Origin of the sequence: Vibrio pectenicida (genome assembly GCA_024347015.1) — a bacterium.
GTDB classification, from domain to species: domain Bacteria; phylum Pseudomonadota; class Gammaproteobacteria; order Enterobacterales; family Vibrionaceae; genus Vibrio; species Vibrio pectenicida.
This window is the reverse complement of record AP024890.1, coordinates 775,841-795,448: the sequence shown is the minus strand read 5'-3', so window position 1 is coordinate 795,448 and position 19,608 is coordinate 775,841. Positions and strand designations below refer to the sequence as shown.

The following is a 19,608-nucleotide window of genomic DNA, read 5'->3' as shown; positions in this document are numbered from 1 at the left end:
AAAAATTGCTCACCATTTTTTAATAATTCGACCAACCCAATTAGGGTGATAAGACCAGCAGTGATCAAATAAGGACATTAGCTCAGGATTACCATATTTGGAAAGGCATATAGCGTGAAAACGATTATGATTTTTTTTCAATTGAACCACATGCTGCTCAAGCTCTACAGATTGTTTTGGTGCAATAAAATCTGAAATCACAACCATATCAGCATTTTTGTATCTTTCCCCGTGCATCAAATCAATCGACTTCATAAGTACAGGCTCTAAGTCCGTACCGCCGTGGAAACTGTATGTTAAAAAATCACTCGCTTCTCTTAGGCCATCTTGACGAGTAAGCTGATAAGTGATTTGCTCAGTGGAAAATAGAATCACAAAGCAATCTCGATCTTCTGCTAGGGCAATTTGCATAAGAGCATATGAAATTGCTTTGGCACATTGCTCAGGAAAACCACTCATTGAACCAGAAGAATCAACACACACAATAAATGGGCCTTTTTCCACATCTGCTTTCTTGTTATCAGGCCGATGAGCTTTAACTTTACGCAAAGTACGTGATTTACCCTGCATTCTATAATTCATTAATCGCTTATCGACTAAGTGCTTGTAGAAAACGACTTCCAGTTCAGGGTAAGCCAAAAATAGAGCTTCATTGGGTAAAAGCTTGTTCAAATCATCGCTTTCATGGATACCGACGATATCATCTGTTGCTTCATCAGACTTTTCCTCAACCATCTGAATGTCATCGGTAGGTGCTCGATTGAGGTTAGGATCATTAACCTCATGAGCCATACGCCCTAGCTGCTGAGCAATCTCTTGTAAGGCGTGATTTTTTTTCAAAAACTCCGCATGACGCTTCATGGCAGATAAATCTGTTTTACTTAATTTAGCCGCCGCCATATCCCAGAGTCGACCAAGAGTATTTTCATCGCCTTCTTCAGTAACCCCGTCCATGCTTTTCATGGTTTCCATCCGCTGATAAAGGTCTTTAAGCACTTTTTCTTTGCTAACCTCCAGTTCTGAAACTTGGGCCTGACGAATTGCATCTGACAGGCTTTGATACCATTGTTCACAAAAGTAATGCGGAAACATGGGGTTGTAGATACCCTTATTCTTCTCAATTAACCGACGCGCTTTGAGATAAAAAGCTGAGTGCCACTCAAGCTGTTTAATGACATCGGGAATTTTTTTAAAAAACCTCTTTTCGTCCCAATAAATGACTTCCTGATATAAAGCTATCTCTTGTTGGAACCTCTCGGTCTCGCAAACATTAGTGATGCGTTTTTTAACGTTGCCTCGCCATTTCAAGAGGTGATTTTTGACTTTTGTTCTCACCCCCCTATTTTCTGTTAACGTCATCACTTGAGATCGTGCCAGTAAATCGTTCACTGCAGTATCAATAATTCCTGAATCAGCAATCATTAAGGCTAAATTTAAACCATCTGCACCCAACATCTAAAACGCTCTCATAAAAAGAATTGATTCAGTTGTCTGAAACGTAGCACTGTCCGCTCGCATTCAGTTTTCGTCGATTCTAGTACTTGCTGAATGTTCTGCAGGCTTGCTTCCATAGCTATTGGAATATCTTGATCAATAAAACTATGCGGTAATGCGCCATGGAAATTGGAGCGTACTTTAAGTAGATGGTGCTCAGCTTGTGTAAGCTTCTCCAATGCCTGCTCAGATTTGTTTAACCAACCTTTATACAATATGTCTTCTAGTCCTTTATTAGTAACTACTGACACAAGTACAGCACGATTTGCGATATCTTTAATGACTAGCTTGTTTGCAGCATCTATATCGAATCGAATTCTGCATAGATTGGTATTTTTATTTACATAACCGTAGACATCACCATGCCCTTCTTTAATAATCTTTTCTAGTTCAGTTTTTGGCACATAGACCCAGCGACTGTCACCTTTTTCAGACTCCGAAACCGATAAATTACTCTGTAGTAAGACCAACTTTACCAAGCCTGCCGAATTGCCAACTTTGTATAAGTTGGCGTCTGTAACCTTATAGCTATGTATTTGTTTTTTCAACAGTCCTGTTGTTGACTCAACTGAGAGTATCATTCCAAACTCAGATTCTAGCTCGTCTTGAACTTCAGTTAATTCATCTCTACACAAATTAATCTGCTGCTCAACATCCTGCTGATCAAAAGCATACGTCAGGGCAAACTGTTTTATTACGCTTTGCACTACTTCACGCGATTCAGGACTATTCCATAAGCAATCCTGTAGCAATAATAAATCTAACGGATTGACTTCATCCCGCCCATTAAAAAATGCACTGGCTTTTAGTAATTTAACGGCTTTTTTCCAACGCCTATCAGAAACATACATCTCTGCTTCGTCAGTTACCTTATCTTGTGTGGCAGTCTCTTCTAACATCTCTTTTAACGTATACAGCTTTTCAAATGTAGCATCACTCAGCTCTAACTCTTCAAGCTCAGATTGCCACTGATGATATTCTTGCTCTGTAATAGCTAAACCTTCAGGTATGCTCGCTTCCTGTTTAGTACCAACAGTCAGCAAAGATTTGAAGTTTTGTTTGTTTTGTATTCGATTAACAAAAACCCGAACTAGCATCCGGTCATACAAGGCTTCTAAACCACTATCTTCATCCGGTAATTCATTGGATGCTGATACTAATAAACGCATGGGAACTTTTGCTATATCACTACCATTTTTGAAAGTCTTTTCATTCACAACAGTCAGTAGAGTATTAAGTATCGCTGGACCAGCTTTCCATATTTCATCGAGAAAAACGACCTCAGCGGTAGGTAAGTAACCTTCTGTTAAACGAACATAGCGGCCATTGTCCTTTAGCTCTTGAATACTAAGTGGCCCAAATACTTCTTCAGGAGTCGAAAAACGGGTCATTAAATAATCAAAATACGATGCATTATCGAATGCTTGGATAAGCCTTTTGGCAATTAAACTTTTAGCAATACCTGGAGGACCTAGCAAGAAAACACTCTCACCAGCCAGTGCAGCGAGTAGGCACATTTTAATTGTGTCCTCGCGTTCGTATACACCATCAGATAGAGCTTGAGCGAGTTTGGTAATTCGTTCAGAGAGCAAGGCTTTTTGCGAGTGGGACACTCTAGTAGGGCTCATCATAGTGTGCTCCTCTGAATTTTAACTAGCATTTTCAACATGCTTAGCTTTATACATTTGTTATCACCCTGTTACAAGTGGATTTTTTTATTTTGATCGGCCTTTTGGTCAGAAGCATTTTCCATGTAACACTTTGAAAACTATGATTCCAAATTTGGGACACAAATCACTGTAACAGTGTCTAAGGTTTGAGACATAATGTCTAATAACTTTTTTAAAGAGATGATGGTCTTAATTATCGTCACATCTCAATTAATAACTAACTTATAAATAATATGGACTCAGCTTTGAAAATTCTCCACACTTGGAAGGGAATTTCCCTCCAAGAACTAAAGACAACGTTACCTAGCGGTAAAGTTATAACCCATACCACGATTTCTCACCCAGGCGCTGCCGTTATACTGCCAATCTTACCCAACGGTAACATTATGCTCGTCAATCAATATCGTCCTTCTGTCAGAAAGTGGCTACTTGAGTTGCCAGCAGGTACGGTTGAAAAAAATGAACCTGTTGAACTTTGTGCAGTAAGAGAATTAGCAGAAGAGACTGGTTACCATGCTGAAACTATGATATCTCTGGGACAAGTAACACCTTTGCCAGGCTTTTGCGATGAAATCCAACATTTATTCATTGCCAAAGGTTTGTCAGAGGTTCAGCAGCTTATGTGTGACGATGATGAAGTTATAGAGGTCGTGTGTTTTCCTTTTGCAGAGATCGAGCAAAAGATTATCGATGGGGAAATTACAGATGCTAAAACCATCGCATGTTTAAGTAAGGCTAAATTATGTGAATATATATAGGAGTTATGCACATGGATTTCCGCTCGGATACCGTTACTCAACCTACCCCGGCAATGCGACGAGCAATAGCTAATGCTCCTGTGGGCGATGATGTCTATGGTGACGACCCGACTGTCAACGATTTAGAAGTATGGGCCGCAGAAAGGCATGGCTTTGAGGCTGCCCTTTTTACGACATCAGGCACGCAGGCTAACTTACTGGGTTTAATGGCACACTGTGAAAGAGGCGATGAATACTTGTGCGGCCAACAAGCCCATAACTACAAATATGAAGCAGGTGGTGCGGCGGTATTGGGGTCAATTCAACCTCAACCCGTAGAGAACAATCCAGATGGTACTCTTGATTTCGATAAACTTAGGGCAGCTATTAAGCCTAATGACAGCCATTTTGCTCGGACTAAGTTACTCAGTATCGAAAACACCATCAATGGTAAAGTATTACCACTAAGCTATTTGGCCAAAGCACGTGAGTTTTGTGACCAACACGAGCTGGCGCTTCACCTAGATGGTGCCCGAGCCTATAATGCGGCCGTCGCGCTTGATATTGATATTATAGAAATAGCGAAACACTTCGACTCGATGACCGTTTGTCTATCAAAAGGGCTTTCTGCGCCTATAGGTTCATTGCTTTTGGGTAGTAAGGACTTCATCGCCAAGGCTCGGCGCTTACGTAAGATGGTAGGCGGTGGTATGAGACAAGCGGGTATTCTCGCCGCCGCAGGTAAACTGGCTTTAACAGAACAAGTAACTCAGCTCAAAACCGACCATGCTAATGCTAAGCTGCTTGCAACTAAGCTCAACGAACTACCGTGCATTCATGTTAATCCTGATTTTGTTCAAACCAATATAGTTTTTGCCAAAATTGATTCCAATATTAATATACATGCTATCGCTAAGAAATTAAGTAACGAAGGCATTATTATTAGCCCTGGCAACCCTATCAGGTTTGTTACTCATAAAGACGTATCCGAGGCAGATGTAAATTTTCTTGTTGAAAAAATTAGAATATATCTAGCTTAATAGATAGTTACAATTAAATAGCAACACTTTAGCCTGATAATATTGATAGGCTAAAGTGGTAACAATAATCATGACATAAAAAACCAATTATTATCTATTTTTCATAATTTCATCGTATCTTCCAGATTCGACTAATTTCTTAAATCCATAATTAAACTGTTCGATAAAATAATCACCATATTGGTTTTTTTTAGAAATTAATACACTCCAATGTTGAATGTCAACATACCTATTATTATGGGTAATCATATTGCCTTCATTTTCTGATAACTTTGAAGCAATAAGCGCGTAACCCACTCTATAAGTAGCAATAACAAGATCCACACGATTTGCGATTAACATTTTGAAGTTATTACTTTCTTTTGCTATTCGACGCACCTTAAGAATACCTTGCGCTTCAGCTTCCTGAAAATCTTTTGAATACTGGTAACCAACTGTCGCGCCTATCTCATATTTACTGAGGTCATTCATTGTTCTCCATTCGATAGGTTTAGTAACAAGATGAAATAACACCCGTTTCTCTTCTAGTACTGGAACCGTGTATAAGAAATACTCCTTACGCTCCTCGTTAACAGACCAAATCACAGTGCCATCATACTCACCCTCCTTTGCCAATATGTATGAACGTGCCCAAGGGTACCATCCCCATATTACCTCTATACCTTGAAGCCTAAATGCCTCAACAATCACTTGAGAGGATGGTCCACCATTAGGTAAGCTTTTAGACAGATAAGGAGGCCACTCCCCATTAGTAAGATGGATAACTCTTGGAATTTTCGCCCAAGACAAGTGTGAAAAAATCAGTATGTTTACAAGAAAAAAACGTAACATTTTAGGCTAAACAACATAGTAATTTCTAAGTTAATTTTTGAAAATTTAATTATAGACTACTATTCAAAATTATTCTTTCAGATAAGAAAAACATGAGACAAAAGCATAATAAATATCAATGGAAAAAATTAATACAGCTACTTAATAACTAATTTTGAATTTTATTTACACAAAAAATAACCCATTTAAATAACAAATGAAATACGTGATATTATACCTATTTATTTTAATTGTTTAATTTGTCAACTTGAACATATATTTATAATGACGATAATAACGTTATTTAAAGTTTTAACTCTATTATTAGCCAATCATAAAATAGTTAAATTTTCCTCTAAAAAATAATGAAAAATAGTATAAAACATAGGCAGCTCGCATAGTTAAACCTAACCTTTTCTCATTAATTAAAATAAAAGCTAAATTTTAAATGCCTGCTAATCGGAGTTATTAATACATAGTATGTAGGCCAGTCCATATTCTGATTAATGGAGTAAATTAATTAGTTTTATGAATATTAAATTAATTGTCTAGTCATAATTGAAAGCTTTTTCACTACATAACTAGCGTTGAATCACTAATGAGAATAGTAAGATGAAGACACCTATCAAGTTATCAAGTTTAGCCGTTCTAATTGCTCTCAGTTCTATGAGTACTTCAGCATTTACCAGCCCTAGATGGAGCGATGCAGAAAAAGTATTTAATACCTACGAACGTAATGATGCCTTAGTTCCCGTCGCTGGTTACCTATCAAACTGGGGAGTCTATGAGCGTGGCTTTAATATTAACGACATAAAAGGGAAATACGACAAATTAGTTTATTCATTTATGGGTATTTGTGGATCTAAAGTTGGTGACCCAGCTATCACATCTGCTGTGACATCAGTGGCCAGCATTTGTGCTCGAAATAATTATCCTGACTATACAATTGTCTTTACTGACCCCAATTCTGACTATCAAGCTGATTATGGTGGTGGTAACGGGCATTGGAATAGTGAGTTACAAGGTCCCGCTAGTTTTGAAACTGGACAAAAATATGCAGGTGGCTTAATCGGCGTACTGCGAGATATGAAAAAAGAAGACCCTAATCTAGAGCTAGCTTTTAGCGTTGGCGGATGGTCACTTTCTGAGCCGTTTTCTCGTATGGCAAGCTCACCACAATCACGAAAGGTATTCATAGATAGCGCTATCCAATGGTTTACTTTATACCCGATGTTTGACCAAATTGATATCGACTGGGAATACCCTGGTGGTGGCGGTGCAAGTGGTAACTCATGGTCAGAGCAGGATGGGGAAAACTATACTCTTCTCATAAAGGAACTTCGAGCTGCTTTAGTCGCCGCCGGAATACCAGAGAAGAAGATTGCAATCGCAGCCGGTGCGCCAGCAAGTAAGTTGGATGCTTCTAACATTAAAGCATTAATCGATAATGGTTTAGATTACGTACATTTAATGACCTATGACTTCATGGGAGAGTGGCAAGATAAACTAGCGCATCATACTAATCTTTCGGGCGAAGCGTTCAAAAATGATGAAAGTTTCAACTCTGCTGAAAAATCCATTGACTATATGATTGATGTGTTAGGCATACCATCCACATCGATTCAAATCGGTTATGCTAATTACAGTAGAAATGCTGGTGCTGTCGACTTACAAAGTGTTTCCCCTCTAATTGGTTCTTTCACTCCGGGAACTTCAACAAATAAGAGTTATGACACAGGTGTATCAGAATTGTACGACTATGCCGACAAGCTTGTGACCTTTAATCAAATGGGTGGTCAAGGCTTAGAAGGCTATGAAATCTACACAGATATCGATACAAACGCTGACTTTTTATTTAATAAAGTGACTAATCAATTTCTAAGTATCGATACACCTAGAAGTGTTTATGCTAAAGCCGCTTACGCTAAAAATCGCAATCTCGGCGGTATTTTCAATTGGATGGTTGATCATGATCCTGGCTATCATATCAATGCAGCGCGTGAAGGATTGGGGTATCGTGTTGTAAATACAACTCTAGACATGACTAATATTGTTAAGGCTTGTGGTTTCATCGATAAAAATGAGACAACATTATCTGAAGAAGCTTGTAAAGCACTAACCGGCATTACGGATGACTCTGTCAACCCCGGCCCTAACCTTGCTCCCGTTGCGAATGCAGGTAAAGATAAGGAAGTCGAGGGTGAGGTCACCGTACACTTGAGTGGTTCAGCTTCTTATGATCCTGAAGGTAAAGCACTATCTTATGCTTGGGTTCAAATTAACGGTTCTGAAGTTAGTTTAACAGGAGCTAATCTCGCTACACCTTCATTTGTTGCCCCTGAAGTTGAAGAAGATACGTCCTATACATTTAGCCTTACCGTGACAGATCCTGAAGGTTTAGAAAATACTGATACCATCGTTGTCAAAAACCAAGCATCTGAAGATGGCAACACAGGAGGTGGTGGTTCATGTTCTCAAACTGACCCTGAGGCTGACAATGTTCCAGCATGGGTGAGCGGGCAAGTTTACACAACCGAAACAGTCAACCATAACGGTCTGGTCTATACAGCAAAGTGGTGGAACAAAGATGAGCCGACGCCTGCTACACAGTCTTGGACCCTTACTTCTGAGGTTGAACTTCCTTGGACAGCAGCAGGTATTTATAACGGAGGTGACGAAGTGGATCATAATGGCTCACGTTGGCAAGCTAAGTGGTGGACACAAGGTAATGAGCCAAATGCATCATCAGATGTGTGGTTAAATATAGGCGAAGCACACTGCCAATAGATTTATGCTCACATAAACGAAAAGCTCATCTAAAAAGATGAGCTTTTTCAATGTATTATCGACGACGTTACAATATTTGTATTAAATATATACTTTAGGTTCTGTACAAAACCTTCACTACATGCCATCCAAATTTGGTCTTTACTAAATGAGGTATGAGGGTCTCCCCCTGAAAGCACACTTTATCGAATTGCGGAACCATCTGACCCTTACGGAATTCACCCAAATCTCCACCCTTTTTAGCTGAAGGACAAGTGGAATATTTCTTGGCTAAAGTCTGGAATTTAGCTCCCTTCTTAAGCTGTTTTATTATATCTTCAGCTTGTTCTTTATGCTTTACCAAAATATGTAAAGCTGCGGCAGTATTAGCCATATATTGATCTCGCTAAATCGACGGTACGTATAGACGCACATTGTAGCGAAATAGAGTGAAAACACCACTGCAATAGGTTAAAATTTAACCAAAGAAATCAATTTATCAACTAAATGTACAATGTTAGATTGATTAGAAAAACAAATGCGTTAATATCTCAATGGGAAGAATATACAACTGGAGTGTTTCGGAATATGGTAAAAACAATCAGTAAAGCAAACCAATCACAAGGAATGTTGATGTTTACCCTTACCCATAGCAAGCAATTGTTCGCTATTGGAACGCTAAAAGTACGAGAAATTGTACCGTACCAACCTACTACTCAAATACCATATTCTCACCACCACGTTATAGGTGCAGTGACGATTCGCAACAATACTATCCCAGTCATCAACATGCCGGCTGCAATTGGTTTAAGACCTATTCAGCCAGAAGAATATGCTTCATGCTATTTGATTGTTACCGACTGCCTGAGAACCGTAGTAGCGTTTATGATCCGCTCTATTGAAAAGATCATTGAGTGTGACTGGAAATCAATAGAATGTTCTCCTAAAGCCACTGGTAAAAATGTATTCGTTACTGGTATCACTCGATTCGAAGAGCAAATTGTTCAAATGCTAGACGTTGAGCTGCTTTTATCAAAAATCTACCCACAGTACGAATCGAATAACATCCCTATGCTAACCGACGTAGAAAGAGAAAAACTAAAAGCTCTACGAATTCTGTTGGTTGATGACTCTTCAATTGCCAGAAAACAACTCTCAGATGCATTAGACAGCATTAACATAGGCTATCAAATCCGTAATAATGGTGTCGAAGCCCTAACACTAATGCGTGAAGAGTCTGAACGAGGCCAGCCAATCCAGCTATTGGTGAGCGATATTGAAATGCCCGGCCTAGATGGCTATGAACTCGCTTTTGAAATACAAAGTGACCATAATTTAAGTAAAGCCTACACCATTCTACATACCTCTCTTTCGAGTGAAATTTGTGTCGATAGGGCCCGTCAAGTTGGAGCACATGAAGCACTAGAAAAGTTTAATGCGGGAGATTTAGTCAAAGCGATGCTGCGTGGTTCGGAGCAACTGGAAAACAGTCATATAGTCAAAAATCTCGAGCTACAGGTTTAATAAATCAATTAAACTGTTTGATAACTTATTAATATCAAAGCAAAGTTCATTTTTTATACCTATTAACCCAAGCAGCTCATGCTCAGATCCGCTAATCTTAAGCTATTGGGTAGTTAACACAGAATTTTAATCAAAAGATGCTAGATGACGATTTCAAAAAATCGACTGCTAACTTAAAAAAAGCTGTCCCACTTATGATGCAAAACCATGTTGCTGCAACGCCAGCAAACTATGCGTTGTGGTATACATATGTAGATAATGCAATTCCAGAAATGAATCAAGAACTGGAAGCAATCATCGAGAATTACGGCTTGTGCCCACCAGCAGCGAGTAAGCAACTCTATGATAGCTACGTTGCGAGTCGTTCAGAAACGGATATGAAGGAGTTAAAAGCTAATGTTGAAGTGCTGGTCAATCAAGTGGCCTCGTCGATGACAGATACTCTTTCTGGTACGTCTCATTTTTCCCAAGTTATAGATAAAGGTTTTGAAAACCTTGAGAAATTTGAAGACAAAGCAATATCAATCGATGATGTAACTAAAATCATCCGCCAATTAATTTCTGAATCTAAACAAATAAGAAATTCAACAAGCTTTTTAAATAACCAGCTTGAAACTGCTGCAAGTGAAATTCAAAGGTTAAAAAATCAACTTGCCAAGGTCCAACAGGATGCCTTATTCGACGGACTAACTAGTCTTTATAATCGAAGGTCATTTGACAACGATATCAATGCATTGTGTCAAGCAGAACAAACAATGTGCCTTATATTAGCCGATATAGACCATTTCAAAAGCTTAAACGACAACTACGGACATTTGTTTGGTGATGCCGTATTAAAGGGCATTGCTAAACGTTTTCAGATCAGTAGTAGAGACGGTATTCATGCCTACCGATATGGCGGAGAGGAGTTTGCTTTAATAGTTCCCAACAAACAACTTAGGATTGCTCGCCAATTCGCAGATAGTTTGCGACGGTCCATTGAAAAACTCTCTGTCAAAGACAGACGTTCAGGCCAATCGGTTGGCAGTATAACAGCTTCATTTGGTGTTGCAGAACTGCAACGCGGAGAAGCACCAGAGTCACTCATAGAAAGAGTCGACAAACTCCTCTATGAAGCTAAAGAACTTGGTCGTAATCGCGTAATGCCAATTTAAGAATAATATTTTGTTGATATATAGACGAAAATTTGGCAAAGCGTTTCGTCACCTTAAAGTATATCAAATCAATCTAAGTATTTATAAATACTGAGCGGTATAAAATTTCAGAAATAATCTTATTACACTATACTGAGCAAGGAGTAGACTTAATGACTAAATTGTAGATAACTTATTGAGTAGTTCTTATGTCGTTCAAATATATAGCCACCTCGATCAAGGATTTGGCACCTTCTGCTGGTTCTACTGGTTCTACTGGCGATATAACCAGCCAAGCTGAGTTTGTGCGAAGTATAAGTTGCGTTACTCAAAACGTCGATAAAGAACGCGTAAATCAAAGGAACGTTTTATCTCGTCAAGATAGGCAAACAACAAAATCCGTGCATGTCCAGCATCAGGAACTAAAAAGTTATACACATACCCTTATACCCCAAACAAACAGTAACTCTTTAGCTGTATCGCGATTAGATAGACTCGCACAAAACTCCAAAACCAATAGCATTGGAAAGTTTATTGGCCGTATATTCGCTCATGCAATGATCGATAGTATCAGTGATGAAAGCTTCAATATTACTGGTATCAATAATAAATTACTAAAATCTCTGGCAGAATACGCTATTTTGGGGGAAATTGGCTCACAAGCAAAAGGACGAGATGATTACTACCAATCACTATCAAAAAACAAACGTTTTGTATATAGAAAAGTATACCAATACATTAAAAGTAGCCTATCGCAACCATCTACTTCTAATGAACCAATAAAAGGTTGGAAATCACAAAAGCTTCATAAAGTTACAGCAGGAATCAAAAGCTCAATACTGGATCAACCAGAGATAAAGAATGTCCGCTTTAGGGAAATGGTAAGTTCTCAGTTCAATAAGAAAGCAGATACGTTCGTCGCAAAATCTAGTTCAAAAATAGATAAAGATTACACTAAATCAAAACGGCACAAACTCGGCTACGCTATCACTGCGGGCTTTATTTCAGTATTAAGAGCACGAACACCAGGGGCATTAGCTAATATTGAACATGTAAATAAGGTGTTTGATACTTGCAATCCCGTGATTGATGTTTACGATGCCATGACTACAGCCCAACAGACCGTAACACCTGCCAAACTAAATACTGCATTCACTAATTCTTTTGGTAACCCATTAGATAGTATAACAGAGACGTTAAGTACCACGACCAAAGCAGTCAGTGATGCAACAAATGAAGTATCATTTAACAAATTTTTGACGGCAATTAACAATTACTGGTTCAGCAATCAAGAAGGTAACAAGGCCGAGTAAAGCTTAATGACACTTTAAATCTCATCCGTCTGCGGTAATAGAGCCAATAAGTTCTTGCAAGACTTGTTCAGCTTTGTCATTCTCAATTTGGCAGGTCCCTGCAGCTTTATGGCCTCCCCCTCCATTTTTCAGCATTAATTCACCCACATTGGTCTTTGAACTTCTATCAAAGATTGATTTTCCAGTTGCAAATACAGTATTTTTCTTCTGAAAACCCCACAACTTATGAATGGAAATATTGCATTGTGGGTATAAAGCGTAAATCATAAAACGATTACCCGCATAAATTGTCTCTTCTCCTGTGAGATCCAATACAACCAAATTGTTATGTACAGTCGCACAACGTTGTATTTGTTGCTTGAATAAATTCTCATGCTCTTTATAAAGTTCTATCCTCTCTGCAACATCAGGATGCTCTAGGATTTCCTCAATGGTATGCGTCGTGCAATAATCGATAAGATCCATCATCAAATTATAATTGGAAATTCTAAAGTCCCTAAAACGCCCGAGCCCAGTTCTAGCATCCATAAGAAAATTAAGCAGGTTCCACCCTGTCGAGTCTAACACCTCATCACGTGTAAACTGTGCAGAGTCGCCTTTATCAACCGCTTCCATCATACCTAGCCATGCTTTAGGAAACACTTTGTCTCCATCATAATGCTCCCATACAACCCTAGCTGCTGAAGGTGCGTCAGGATCTATGATATGGTTAGGTCGCTCTCCCGGATTTCGGATAGTCTCTGATAAATGATGATCGAATACAAGATGGGCCTCTTTAACATATGGCAAGTTAGTCACTATATCTAGTGAGGTAATCTCAACTAAACCGTCCTGCATATCTTTAGGGTGGACAAACTTTATATCATCAATGAGACCAAGCTGCTTAAATAAAACCGCGCACACTAAACCATCAAAATCGCTACGTGTTACTAAACGATGTTTTTTTTTCGGCATCTGTACATCCTTATCTCTATACTTCCCAGTCTGACGAACAAAGTTTCATCATATTTAAAGTCTAACTGATAGATAGGTATTTTAAACCTACCTTTAGTTTAGACTCCTTCGATTGTTTAACAAACTTACGTAACGCTTTTTCCACGCACTTTATTACCAGCATAAATATATTAGGCAAATACGCTGTAATTGAACACTGTTTTTATTGATGAAAATTGATGAAAAACTCACAATAAAATGCCATTGAAATCATAGATTAGTCATAAAATGGGTTATCTTTATGGAACATGAACACTCTACTACTCACCAACAGCACCTAGATACAAAAGCTGTTATGTCAGAAAAATCAAAGAGTATTCTAATCAATGGAGCTATTGTTCTACTGCCTAATTGCTTTGGGATCAGTAAAATCACGTCTAGCTTTAAAGCAGAAATAAGTTTAAAACGGGGGTACCTAAGGTACCCTTGCCTTTTTCGCTTCTCAAATATTGGCTACTCTTTTCATAATTCCTGTACAAACACCCTGTTTATCGATAGTGTCGACTAGGTTATCAAATTGTTAACTATATTTAATGAGAGTCTGGATAGCAGACCATTTAAACAGGAAGTAAGTTTATGCTGTCGATTTTTGATATTTTTAAAATCGGTGTTGGGCCATCAAGCTCCCATACCAACGGGCCGATGTTAGCGGGCTATCACTTTACTCGTCTTCTTAGTGACTCAATTTCCAAAGTGCATAGAGTTCAAATAGATCTATACGGCTCATTATCTCTTACCGGTAAAGGGCACCACACTGATCGTGCAATAATACTTGGCTTAATGGGCGACAAGCCAGACACAATTAAAATGAAGAGTGCGAAACAAGCCCTGCAACAGACTTTTGATCAAGGGCAGTTACTTTTAGCGAACAAACAGAACATTAGCTTCGACTACCAAAGAGATCTTATTTTTCATACCACCAACCTGCCACTGCATGAGAACGGTATGACTGTGACCGCCTACGACTCATCAGACACACAGCTAGGAATGGAGACCTATTATTCGATTGGTGGTGGTTTTGTTGTCACTGCCGATGAACTCGAAAATGGCAGCTCTGATACCCCTGTAGAAGTACCCTTCCCTTTCACTTCGGCCGATGAAATGCTTGAGATGGCAGAGAAAAGTGGACTAAGTTTGGGGAGTATGGTGCTCCAAAACGAAGTCTGTTTTTTCGATATCAAAGAGATAGATCGTAAAGCTGAGCAAATCTGGAAAGTGATGTCTTTGTGCATGCAAAGGGGTTTTGAAACAGAAGGTATACTCGAAGGCGGTCTTGAAGTAACCCGAAGAGCACCTAACCTACTTAAAAAGCTTGAGGCAAACGAAGCGGTTGAGAATGATCCAATGGAAGTGATGGACTGGATCAATCTGTTCGCTTTTGCAGTCAGTGAAGAGAATGCAGCAGGGGGACAAGTTGTGACCTCTCCTACCAACGGAGCTGCTGGGGTAATACCCGCGGTATTAATGTATTATCACCGTTTTGTGAAGTCTCTTGACGTCAAGCAGATCAAGGACTTCTTGGCAGTTGCTGGCGCAATCGGTATTTTGTACAAAACCAATGCTTCCATTTCCGGTGCTGAAGTCGGTTGCCAAGGAGAAATAGGCGTTTCGTCTTCAATGGCAGCAGCAGGTCTCACCGCGTTACGTGGAGGAAGCAATGAACAGATATGTATTGCTGCAGAAATTGCAATGGAACATTCACTGGGGATGACCTGTGATCCTATTGGCGGACTAGTACAAGTCCCTTGTATAGAACGCAATGCGATGGGTGCAATGAAGGCTATCAATGCATCTAGAATGGCATTAAAAAGAACAAGCAAATGCTTGATATCATTAGATAAAGTCATTGCCACCATGTATCAAACAGGCAAAGATATGAATAAGAAATATCGTGAAACATCACTGGGTGGATTAGCCGTGATTCATATCTCTCCGCCTTGTGAATAGGCAATGTAAAACTCCCAAAATTTCACTATAGCCAAAAGGCCTTACTGATAAAGTATGGTCTTTGGGGGACAACTATACTAGCACAATGTCAGCGTAAATTAGATGTTACAAATTTACAGAAAACAACATCAGCAGCTTCATCATTTCAGTTGCACCTTCGCTTGTTAAAGTCCAACAAAAAGCGCCGAAGTTGGCCAGTAATGTCGCCCAAAAAAAACTGTTAAATATTAGGCCTATATGTCGATAATTTAAAAACGACTGTGCGAGTAGTGCGCCAGGCCACCCTCCAAACAGATTAAGAGCAAACAAAAAAATTGAAGGCACACGCCATGTCCCTGAACGAAGTGCATGCTTATCAAGTGCATAGACTAGGTAAGCAATTGCGCTAAGTGCAACATACGTAAAAAATAATAGTGGAGGATAGCTTAGAAGAAACATACTCGCTATCAGTGTTGTAGAGAACCAAATTGCAATAGCGAACGTGAACTTAAACACCATTTGTTTTTCAATTTGTACTGCTTTGAGCCCCTCTCGTGTATCTTCTCTTAACTTAAATTGGACACGCTCGCTCACTCGAGGAATTCTGCCAAAAGTCTGCAAATCATTAAGATGAAATTTGACTCGTGCTTGTTGATTCTCAACCGCAATATAACCGTATCCTTCATTGTCATACCACTCACTTATCGTCCCACGCATCTTAATCATCACCCTTGATATTTATTTAAAACCAAATTAACGGCCATTCGCTAGTTCATACATTGTAAATAACACCTTCGATATAATTCTAGTTGCATATCATGTTCTATCGTCTGACCAACGTCACAGTTATAGGCATAAACAAGAATAGTAATTAATTTTTCCACTGACACATTCTGACGCTATTACTTGATAACATACTAAAAAGTTGAATCCCTATAATTTACAGCTATCTTGAAAGCAAGTATTTAAGGTAAATTACCATATTCAGTAAATTAACTTTCCTACTAACAATTACCAATTTTGTGACCATATACAACTTGGCATAGTGAGCGTTGCGATGACCAAATCTGAGAGACTACTTGAATTAATAACTTTATTACGCTCAAAACGATATGCCGTAACAGCAAGCGAATTGGCCTGCATACTTAACGTCAGCGAACGTACTATATATCGTGATATTAAATCATTAGTAAAGACTGGAATACCTATCTTAGGAGAATCAGGGACTGGCTACGTGCTTCAATCAGGTTCTCATTTACCTCCATTGATGTTCACTAAGCATGAAATGATAGCACTAGAACTTGGTATGAGAATGGTTCGAAGCTTGTCCGACAATGAACTCGCTAAATCTGCTCTAACTGCTTCGACTAAAATTCGATCTGTTCTAACTGATAAGCTAAAACAACAGATTGAAGACTTTCCTATATGTGTACCCGACGTGCATACTGAAAAAAGGTCTTCCCATTTGGGAAAAACTATACGACACGCTATTGATGATAATTTCAAAATAAAGCTGCATTATATCTCTCAAAATAAAAGCAAGTCTCAGCGTACAGTACAACCTTTGGGGCTAGTATTCTGGGGAAATTCATGGACTCTCGTCGCATGGTGTGATTTACGTGGGGAGTATCGTCAATTTAGGCTGGATAGAATTGAAAATTGTTTTGTTTTGGATGAAACATACGAAACAACAGAAAGCAAAAACTTGGAGCACTATATCAATCTATGTGCTCCTAGTACTTAATCTTTAAATTTGATAATTACAGGGTTGATATTCGTGGCCATTTTGCAACCATTCATGTCCCGTAGAACATCAAATTCAACTTGTTCTGATACATAAGGTGGCCCCTCTTCAGTACTCATATCTCTTACATGAAAGAAGACTTTTTGTGTCGGCAAGTTTCTCGTCGATATCAAGCCATACCTATGTTTTTCATCCCACTTAATAATTACGCCTAACACAGTGCTACATCCTAGAAAAGTTAATTTCAACACTTATACTCAAAATTATAGACGTAAGATCAAAAATATGTTAAACGAGCAGGATGTTTTTCAACTCTGATAATGAGCCAACAGTATATGTAGGTTTAATTCCCTGTTGTTCTTTTGCATTGTGATGATTCAACCAGCAAGTTTCAATACCAAAATTGATACCGCCTAAGATGTCAGATTGAAGTGTGTCTCCGACCATTAATATCTTGTTTTTACTTGGGTAGTTCATTTTTTTCAATGCATGGTTGAAGATTTTTTTATCTGGCTTAGCAGCTCCAACTTGCTCTGATATGATTACCTGTTCAAAAAATTCACTCATTCCTGTACGTTCCAAGCGTATAGATTGTAATTCTGTGAATCCATTAGTGATGATTCCAAGCTTTGTTTTATCAGCTACTAATGCGCTTGCAAGTTCCTTTGCACCAGGGAGTAAGGTACAAATGTCGGCCATAGCAGTTAAGAAAGCATTATTAAGTTCTATAGTCGTAGTACCAAGCTTTTCAGCCCACTGTGAAAATCGAGAATGTTTTAGTTCGTGCGCGTCTATTGTCCCGTTTTGATACTCTACCCAAAGTGGTTTGTTGATTTCTTGATATTGACTGTAATTATCTTGCGTAAATTCCACACCTTTACGTGAAAACATTAGTTGCATTCCCTTAAAAGCATCAAAATGGAACAAAGTTTCATCAGCATCAAATAGGATCCAGTCGTACTTCATTTTACTCTCCTCAAAATCAAGCCACATTCTATATTGTTTTCATATAGATGTTAATCTAAATAATAAGGCATAAATTGCGTACATATAGTCACCTCATACAGTCATACACCTTTATATGAATTAAAATTATAATAAAAATTAAAAAATAAACTCCCAGGTAATTCCTATTTAACTTAAATGATGTAATCTAGTTTTTATTTATGCCAAGCAAAGATAATAGGAGATAATAATGAAAAAAGTTGCAGTAATTCTTAGTGGTTCAGGCGTTTACGATGGTGCAGAAATTCATGAGTCAGTGTTGGCTTTACACTCACTAGAAAAACAGGGAGCCAGTTGGCATTGTTTTGCTCCAAATATCGAACAGTTACACGTTATAAATCATGTTACTGGTGAAGAGATGTCAGAAACACGCAATGTTCTGACTGAAGCAGCTCGAATTGCTCGCGGCAACATTGAAGACGTAGCTAATTTGAAAGCTGAAGACTTTGACGCCCTACTCGTTCCTGGTGGTTTTGGTGCAGCAAAAAACTTGACTGATTTTGCAGTAAACGGTGCTGAATGCAGTATTAATACCCATGTTAAATCTGCATGTCGTGACTTCGCCCAAGCCAAAAAACCTGCGGGATACTTATGCATTGCTCCAACTATTATTCCTTTGATTTACGATAATGGAGTCAAAGCAACAATAGGTAATGATGAAGGTACAGCAGCAGCTTTTAATGCTTTAGGAGGTGAACATATAAACTGCCCTGTCAGCGATATTGTTTTCGACGAGGAACATAACGTTCTATCCACACCAGCCTATATGTTGGCCTCCAACATATCACAAGCAGCAAGTGGAATAGATAAATTAGTCGAAAAGTTAGTTAGACTGGCGTAAGTCCATACCTAAGTTAACTAACAACACCCCAATCGGTAGAAAACTTTTTGCTCCAATGAAGTCCGTCACCTAATGAAAAAGTTGACGGACACAAGCTCAATATGAACGTGTTAAGAGCCCTAAAATAGATTTTTTCGTTTCGCCAAAATAAAGTGTCACTGACTGAGTCTCATCCTGTGAAAAATGACCATCTTGCTCTATACGTGAAGGAGAAACATAGTATCCATTGCCATAATAAGCTTTTATTTGATTTGGTTTAAGAGCAACACCTCCACCAGAGTGGTTTGTGATAGTGGCCTGGACCATGCGTTTACCACCTTGGCTACTGTATATATCGTACGACTCTAAACTGAAATAGCTGTAGGCAGGCTTGTCGCGACTACTTTTAGGCTCTGGGACATATTGTGAGCCATTCATAGTCCTCACATAATGCATACTATCTTGGGATTGTTGCTGTGATTCTTTAATACCTTGAAGACTCTTTTCAATATTACTAAGGTCCACCTCATCGTCATTTCGTGCAGCAAAGCTTGAAAAAGTACTTAACAATAATAAGAATGTGCAAAAATTACGGACCAACATTAATCACTCCATGAGCTGTTGTTTAAATGG

General features: G+C 38.7%; 18 protein-coding genes. 9 read left to right on the top strand and 9 right to left on the bottom strand.

Annotation, left to right across the window (positions count from 1 at the left end):
* Positions 1-9: 9 nt before the first annotated feature.
* Together viaA and OCV27_RS18515 are read right to left on the bottom strand one after the other, a co-directional pair.
* Positions 10-1,455: an ATPase RavA stimulator ViaA gene (gene viaA / locus OCV27_RS18520; protein WP_125322888.1), complete on the bottom strand. Its 1,446-nt coding sequence runs from the start codon at positions 1,453-1,455 to the stop codon at positions 10-12.
* Positions 1,456-1,466: 11 nt separating this feature from the next.
* A complete protein-coding gene (locus OCV27_RS18515; RefSeq protein ID WP_125322889.1) occupies positions 1,467-3,125 on the bottom strand; it encodes an ATPase RavA domain-containing protein in 1,659 nt (552 codons plus the stop codon).
* Between the two features lie 272 nt (positions 3,126-3,397).
* Between OCV27_RS18515 and OCV27_RS18510 the strand changes: the two genes are divergently transcribed.
* Both OCV27_RS18510 and ltaE read left to right on the top strand, forming a co-directional pair.
* Positions 3,398-3,922 (top strand): NUDIX hydrolase, encoded by a 525-nt coding sequence (locus tag OCV27_RS18510; RefSeq protein ID WP_125322890.1) that lies wholly within the window; start codon positions 3,398-3,400, stop codon positions 3,920-3,922.
* An 11-nt stretch (positions 3,923-3,933) separates the two neighbouring features.
* Positions 3,934-4,941 (top strand): low-specificity L-threonine aldolase, encoded by a 1,008-nt coding sequence (ltaE, locus tag OCV27_RS18505; RefSeq protein ID WP_125322891.1) that lies wholly within the window; start codon positions 3,934-3,936, stop codon positions 4,939-4,941.
* 90 nt (positions 4,942-5,031) lie between these two features.
* On the opposite strand, the gene OCV27_RS18500 is transcribed toward ltaE, so the two are convergent.
* A complete protein-coding gene (locus tag OCV27_RS18500) occupies positions 5,032-5,772 on the bottom strand; it encodes a substrate-binding periplasmic protein (RefSeq protein ID WP_337969438.1) in 741 nt (246 codons plus the stop codon).
* 591 nt (positions 5,773-6,363) lie between these two features.
* Here OCV27_RS18500 and OCV27_RS18495 point away from each other — a divergent pair.
* On the top strand, positions 6,364-8,538 hold the full coding sequence (locus OCV27_RS18495) for a glycosyl hydrolase family 18 protein (RefSeq protein ID WP_125323019.1): 2,175 nt from the start codon (positions 6,364-6,366) through the stop codon (positions 8,536-8,538).
* A gap of 94 nt (positions 8,539-8,632) precedes the next feature.
* Here the strand turns inward: OCV27_RS18495 and OCV27_RS18490 are convergent, their stop codons facing one another.
* A complete protein-coding gene (locus OCV27_RS18490; protein WP_125323018.1) occupies positions 8,633-8,911 on the bottom strand; it encodes a peptidylprolyl isomerase in 279 nt (92 codons plus the stop codon).
* Between the two features lie 194 nt (positions 8,912-9,105).
* Between OCV27_RS18490 and OCV27_RS18485 the strand changes: the two genes are divergently transcribed.
* From OCV27_RS18485 to OCV27_RS18475, 3 genes are all read left to right on the top strand, one after another.
* Positions 9,106-10,041 carry a chemotaxis protein gene (locus OCV27_RS18485; protein WP_125323017.1) on the top strand — a complete coding sequence of 312 codons (936 nt, stop codon included), beginning with the start codon at positions 9,106-9,108 and terminating at the stop codon, positions 10,039-10,041.
* A 137-nt stretch (positions 10,042-10,178) separates the two neighbouring features.
* Positions 10,179-11,195, top strand: a complete 1,017-nt coding sequence (locus OCV27_RS18480; protein ID WP_125323016.1) for a GGDEF domain-containing protein — start codon at positions 10,179-10,181, stop codon at positions 11,193-11,195.
* Positions 11,196-11,383: 188 nt separating this feature from the next.
* The gene (locus tag OCV27_RS18475) at positions 11,384-12,487 is read left to right on the top strand and encodes a hypothetical protein (protein WP_125323015.1); all 1,104 of its coding nucleotides are present in this window, start codon (positions 11,384-11,386) and stop codon (positions 12,485-12,487) included.
* Positions 12,488-12,508: 21 nt separating this feature from the next.
* Here the strand turns inward: OCV27_RS18475 and OCV27_RS18470 are convergent, their stop codons facing one another.
* Positions 12,509-13,441: a DHH family phosphoesterase gene (locus OCV27_RS18470; RefSeq protein WP_125323014.1), complete on the bottom strand. Its 933-nt coding sequence runs from the start codon at positions 13,439-13,441 to the stop codon at positions 12,509-12,511.
* A 615-nt stretch (positions 13,442-14,056) separates the two neighbouring features.
* Between OCV27_RS18470 and OCV27_RS18465 the strand changes: the two genes are divergently transcribed.
* Positions 14,057-15,427, top strand: a complete 1,371-nt coding sequence (locus tag OCV27_RS18465; protein ID WP_125323013.1) for an L-serine ammonia-lyase — start codon at positions 14,057-14,059, stop codon at positions 15,425-15,427.
* Between the two features lie 105 nt (positions 15,428-15,532).
* Here the strand turns inward: OCV27_RS18465 and OCV27_RS18460 are convergent, their stop codons facing one another.
* Entirely contained in the window at positions 15,533-16,123 is a 591-nt protein-coding gene (locus OCV27_RS18460; RefSeq protein ID WP_245986839.1) for a DUF1294 domain-containing protein, read from the bottom strand.
* A 340-nt stretch (positions 16,124-16,463) separates the two neighbouring features.
* Here OCV27_RS18460 and OCV27_RS18455 point away from each other — a divergent pair, with 340 nt between their 5' ends.
* Positions 16,464-17,150, top strand: a complete 687-nt coding sequence (locus tag OCV27_RS18455) for a helix-turn-helix transcriptional regulator (RefSeq protein ID WP_125323012.1) — start codon at positions 16,464-16,466, stop codon at positions 17,148-17,150.
* Here the strand turns inward: OCV27_RS18455 and OCV27_RS18450 are convergent.
* Positions 17,147-17,368: a cold shock domain-containing protein gene (locus OCV27_RS18450; protein ID WP_185759833.1), complete on the bottom strand. Its 222-nt coding sequence runs from the start codon at positions 17,366-17,368 to the stop codon at positions 17,147-17,149. The two genes, OCV27_RS18455 and OCV27_RS18450, sit on opposite strands and share 4 nt — an antisense overlap.
* A gap of 70 nt (positions 17,369-17,438) precedes the next feature.
* Positions 17,439-18,116: a pyrimidine 5'-nucleotidase gene (gene yjjG / locus OCV27_RS18445; protein WP_125323010.1), complete on the bottom strand. Its 678-nt coding sequence runs from the start codon at positions 18,114-18,116 to the stop codon at positions 17,439-17,441.
* A 229-nt stretch (positions 18,117-18,345) separates the two neighbouring features.
* On the opposite strand from yjjG, the gene elbB reads away from it, so the two are divergent.
* Entirely contained in the window at positions 18,346-18,996 is a 651-nt protein-coding gene (elbB, locus tag OCV27_RS18440; RefSeq protein WP_337969437.1) for an isoprenoid biosynthesis glyoxalase ElbB, read from the top strand.
* Positions 18,997-19,092: 96 nt separating this feature from the next.
* Here the strand turns inward: elbB and OCV27_RS18435 are convergent, their stop codons facing one another.
* Positions 19,093-19,578 carry a hypothetical protein gene (locus tag OCV27_RS18435; protein WP_337969436.1) on the bottom strand — a complete coding sequence of 162 codons (486 nt, stop codon included), beginning with the start codon at positions 19,576-19,578 and terminating at the stop codon, positions 19,093-19,095.
* Positions 19,579-19,608 lie beyond the last annotated feature (30 nt).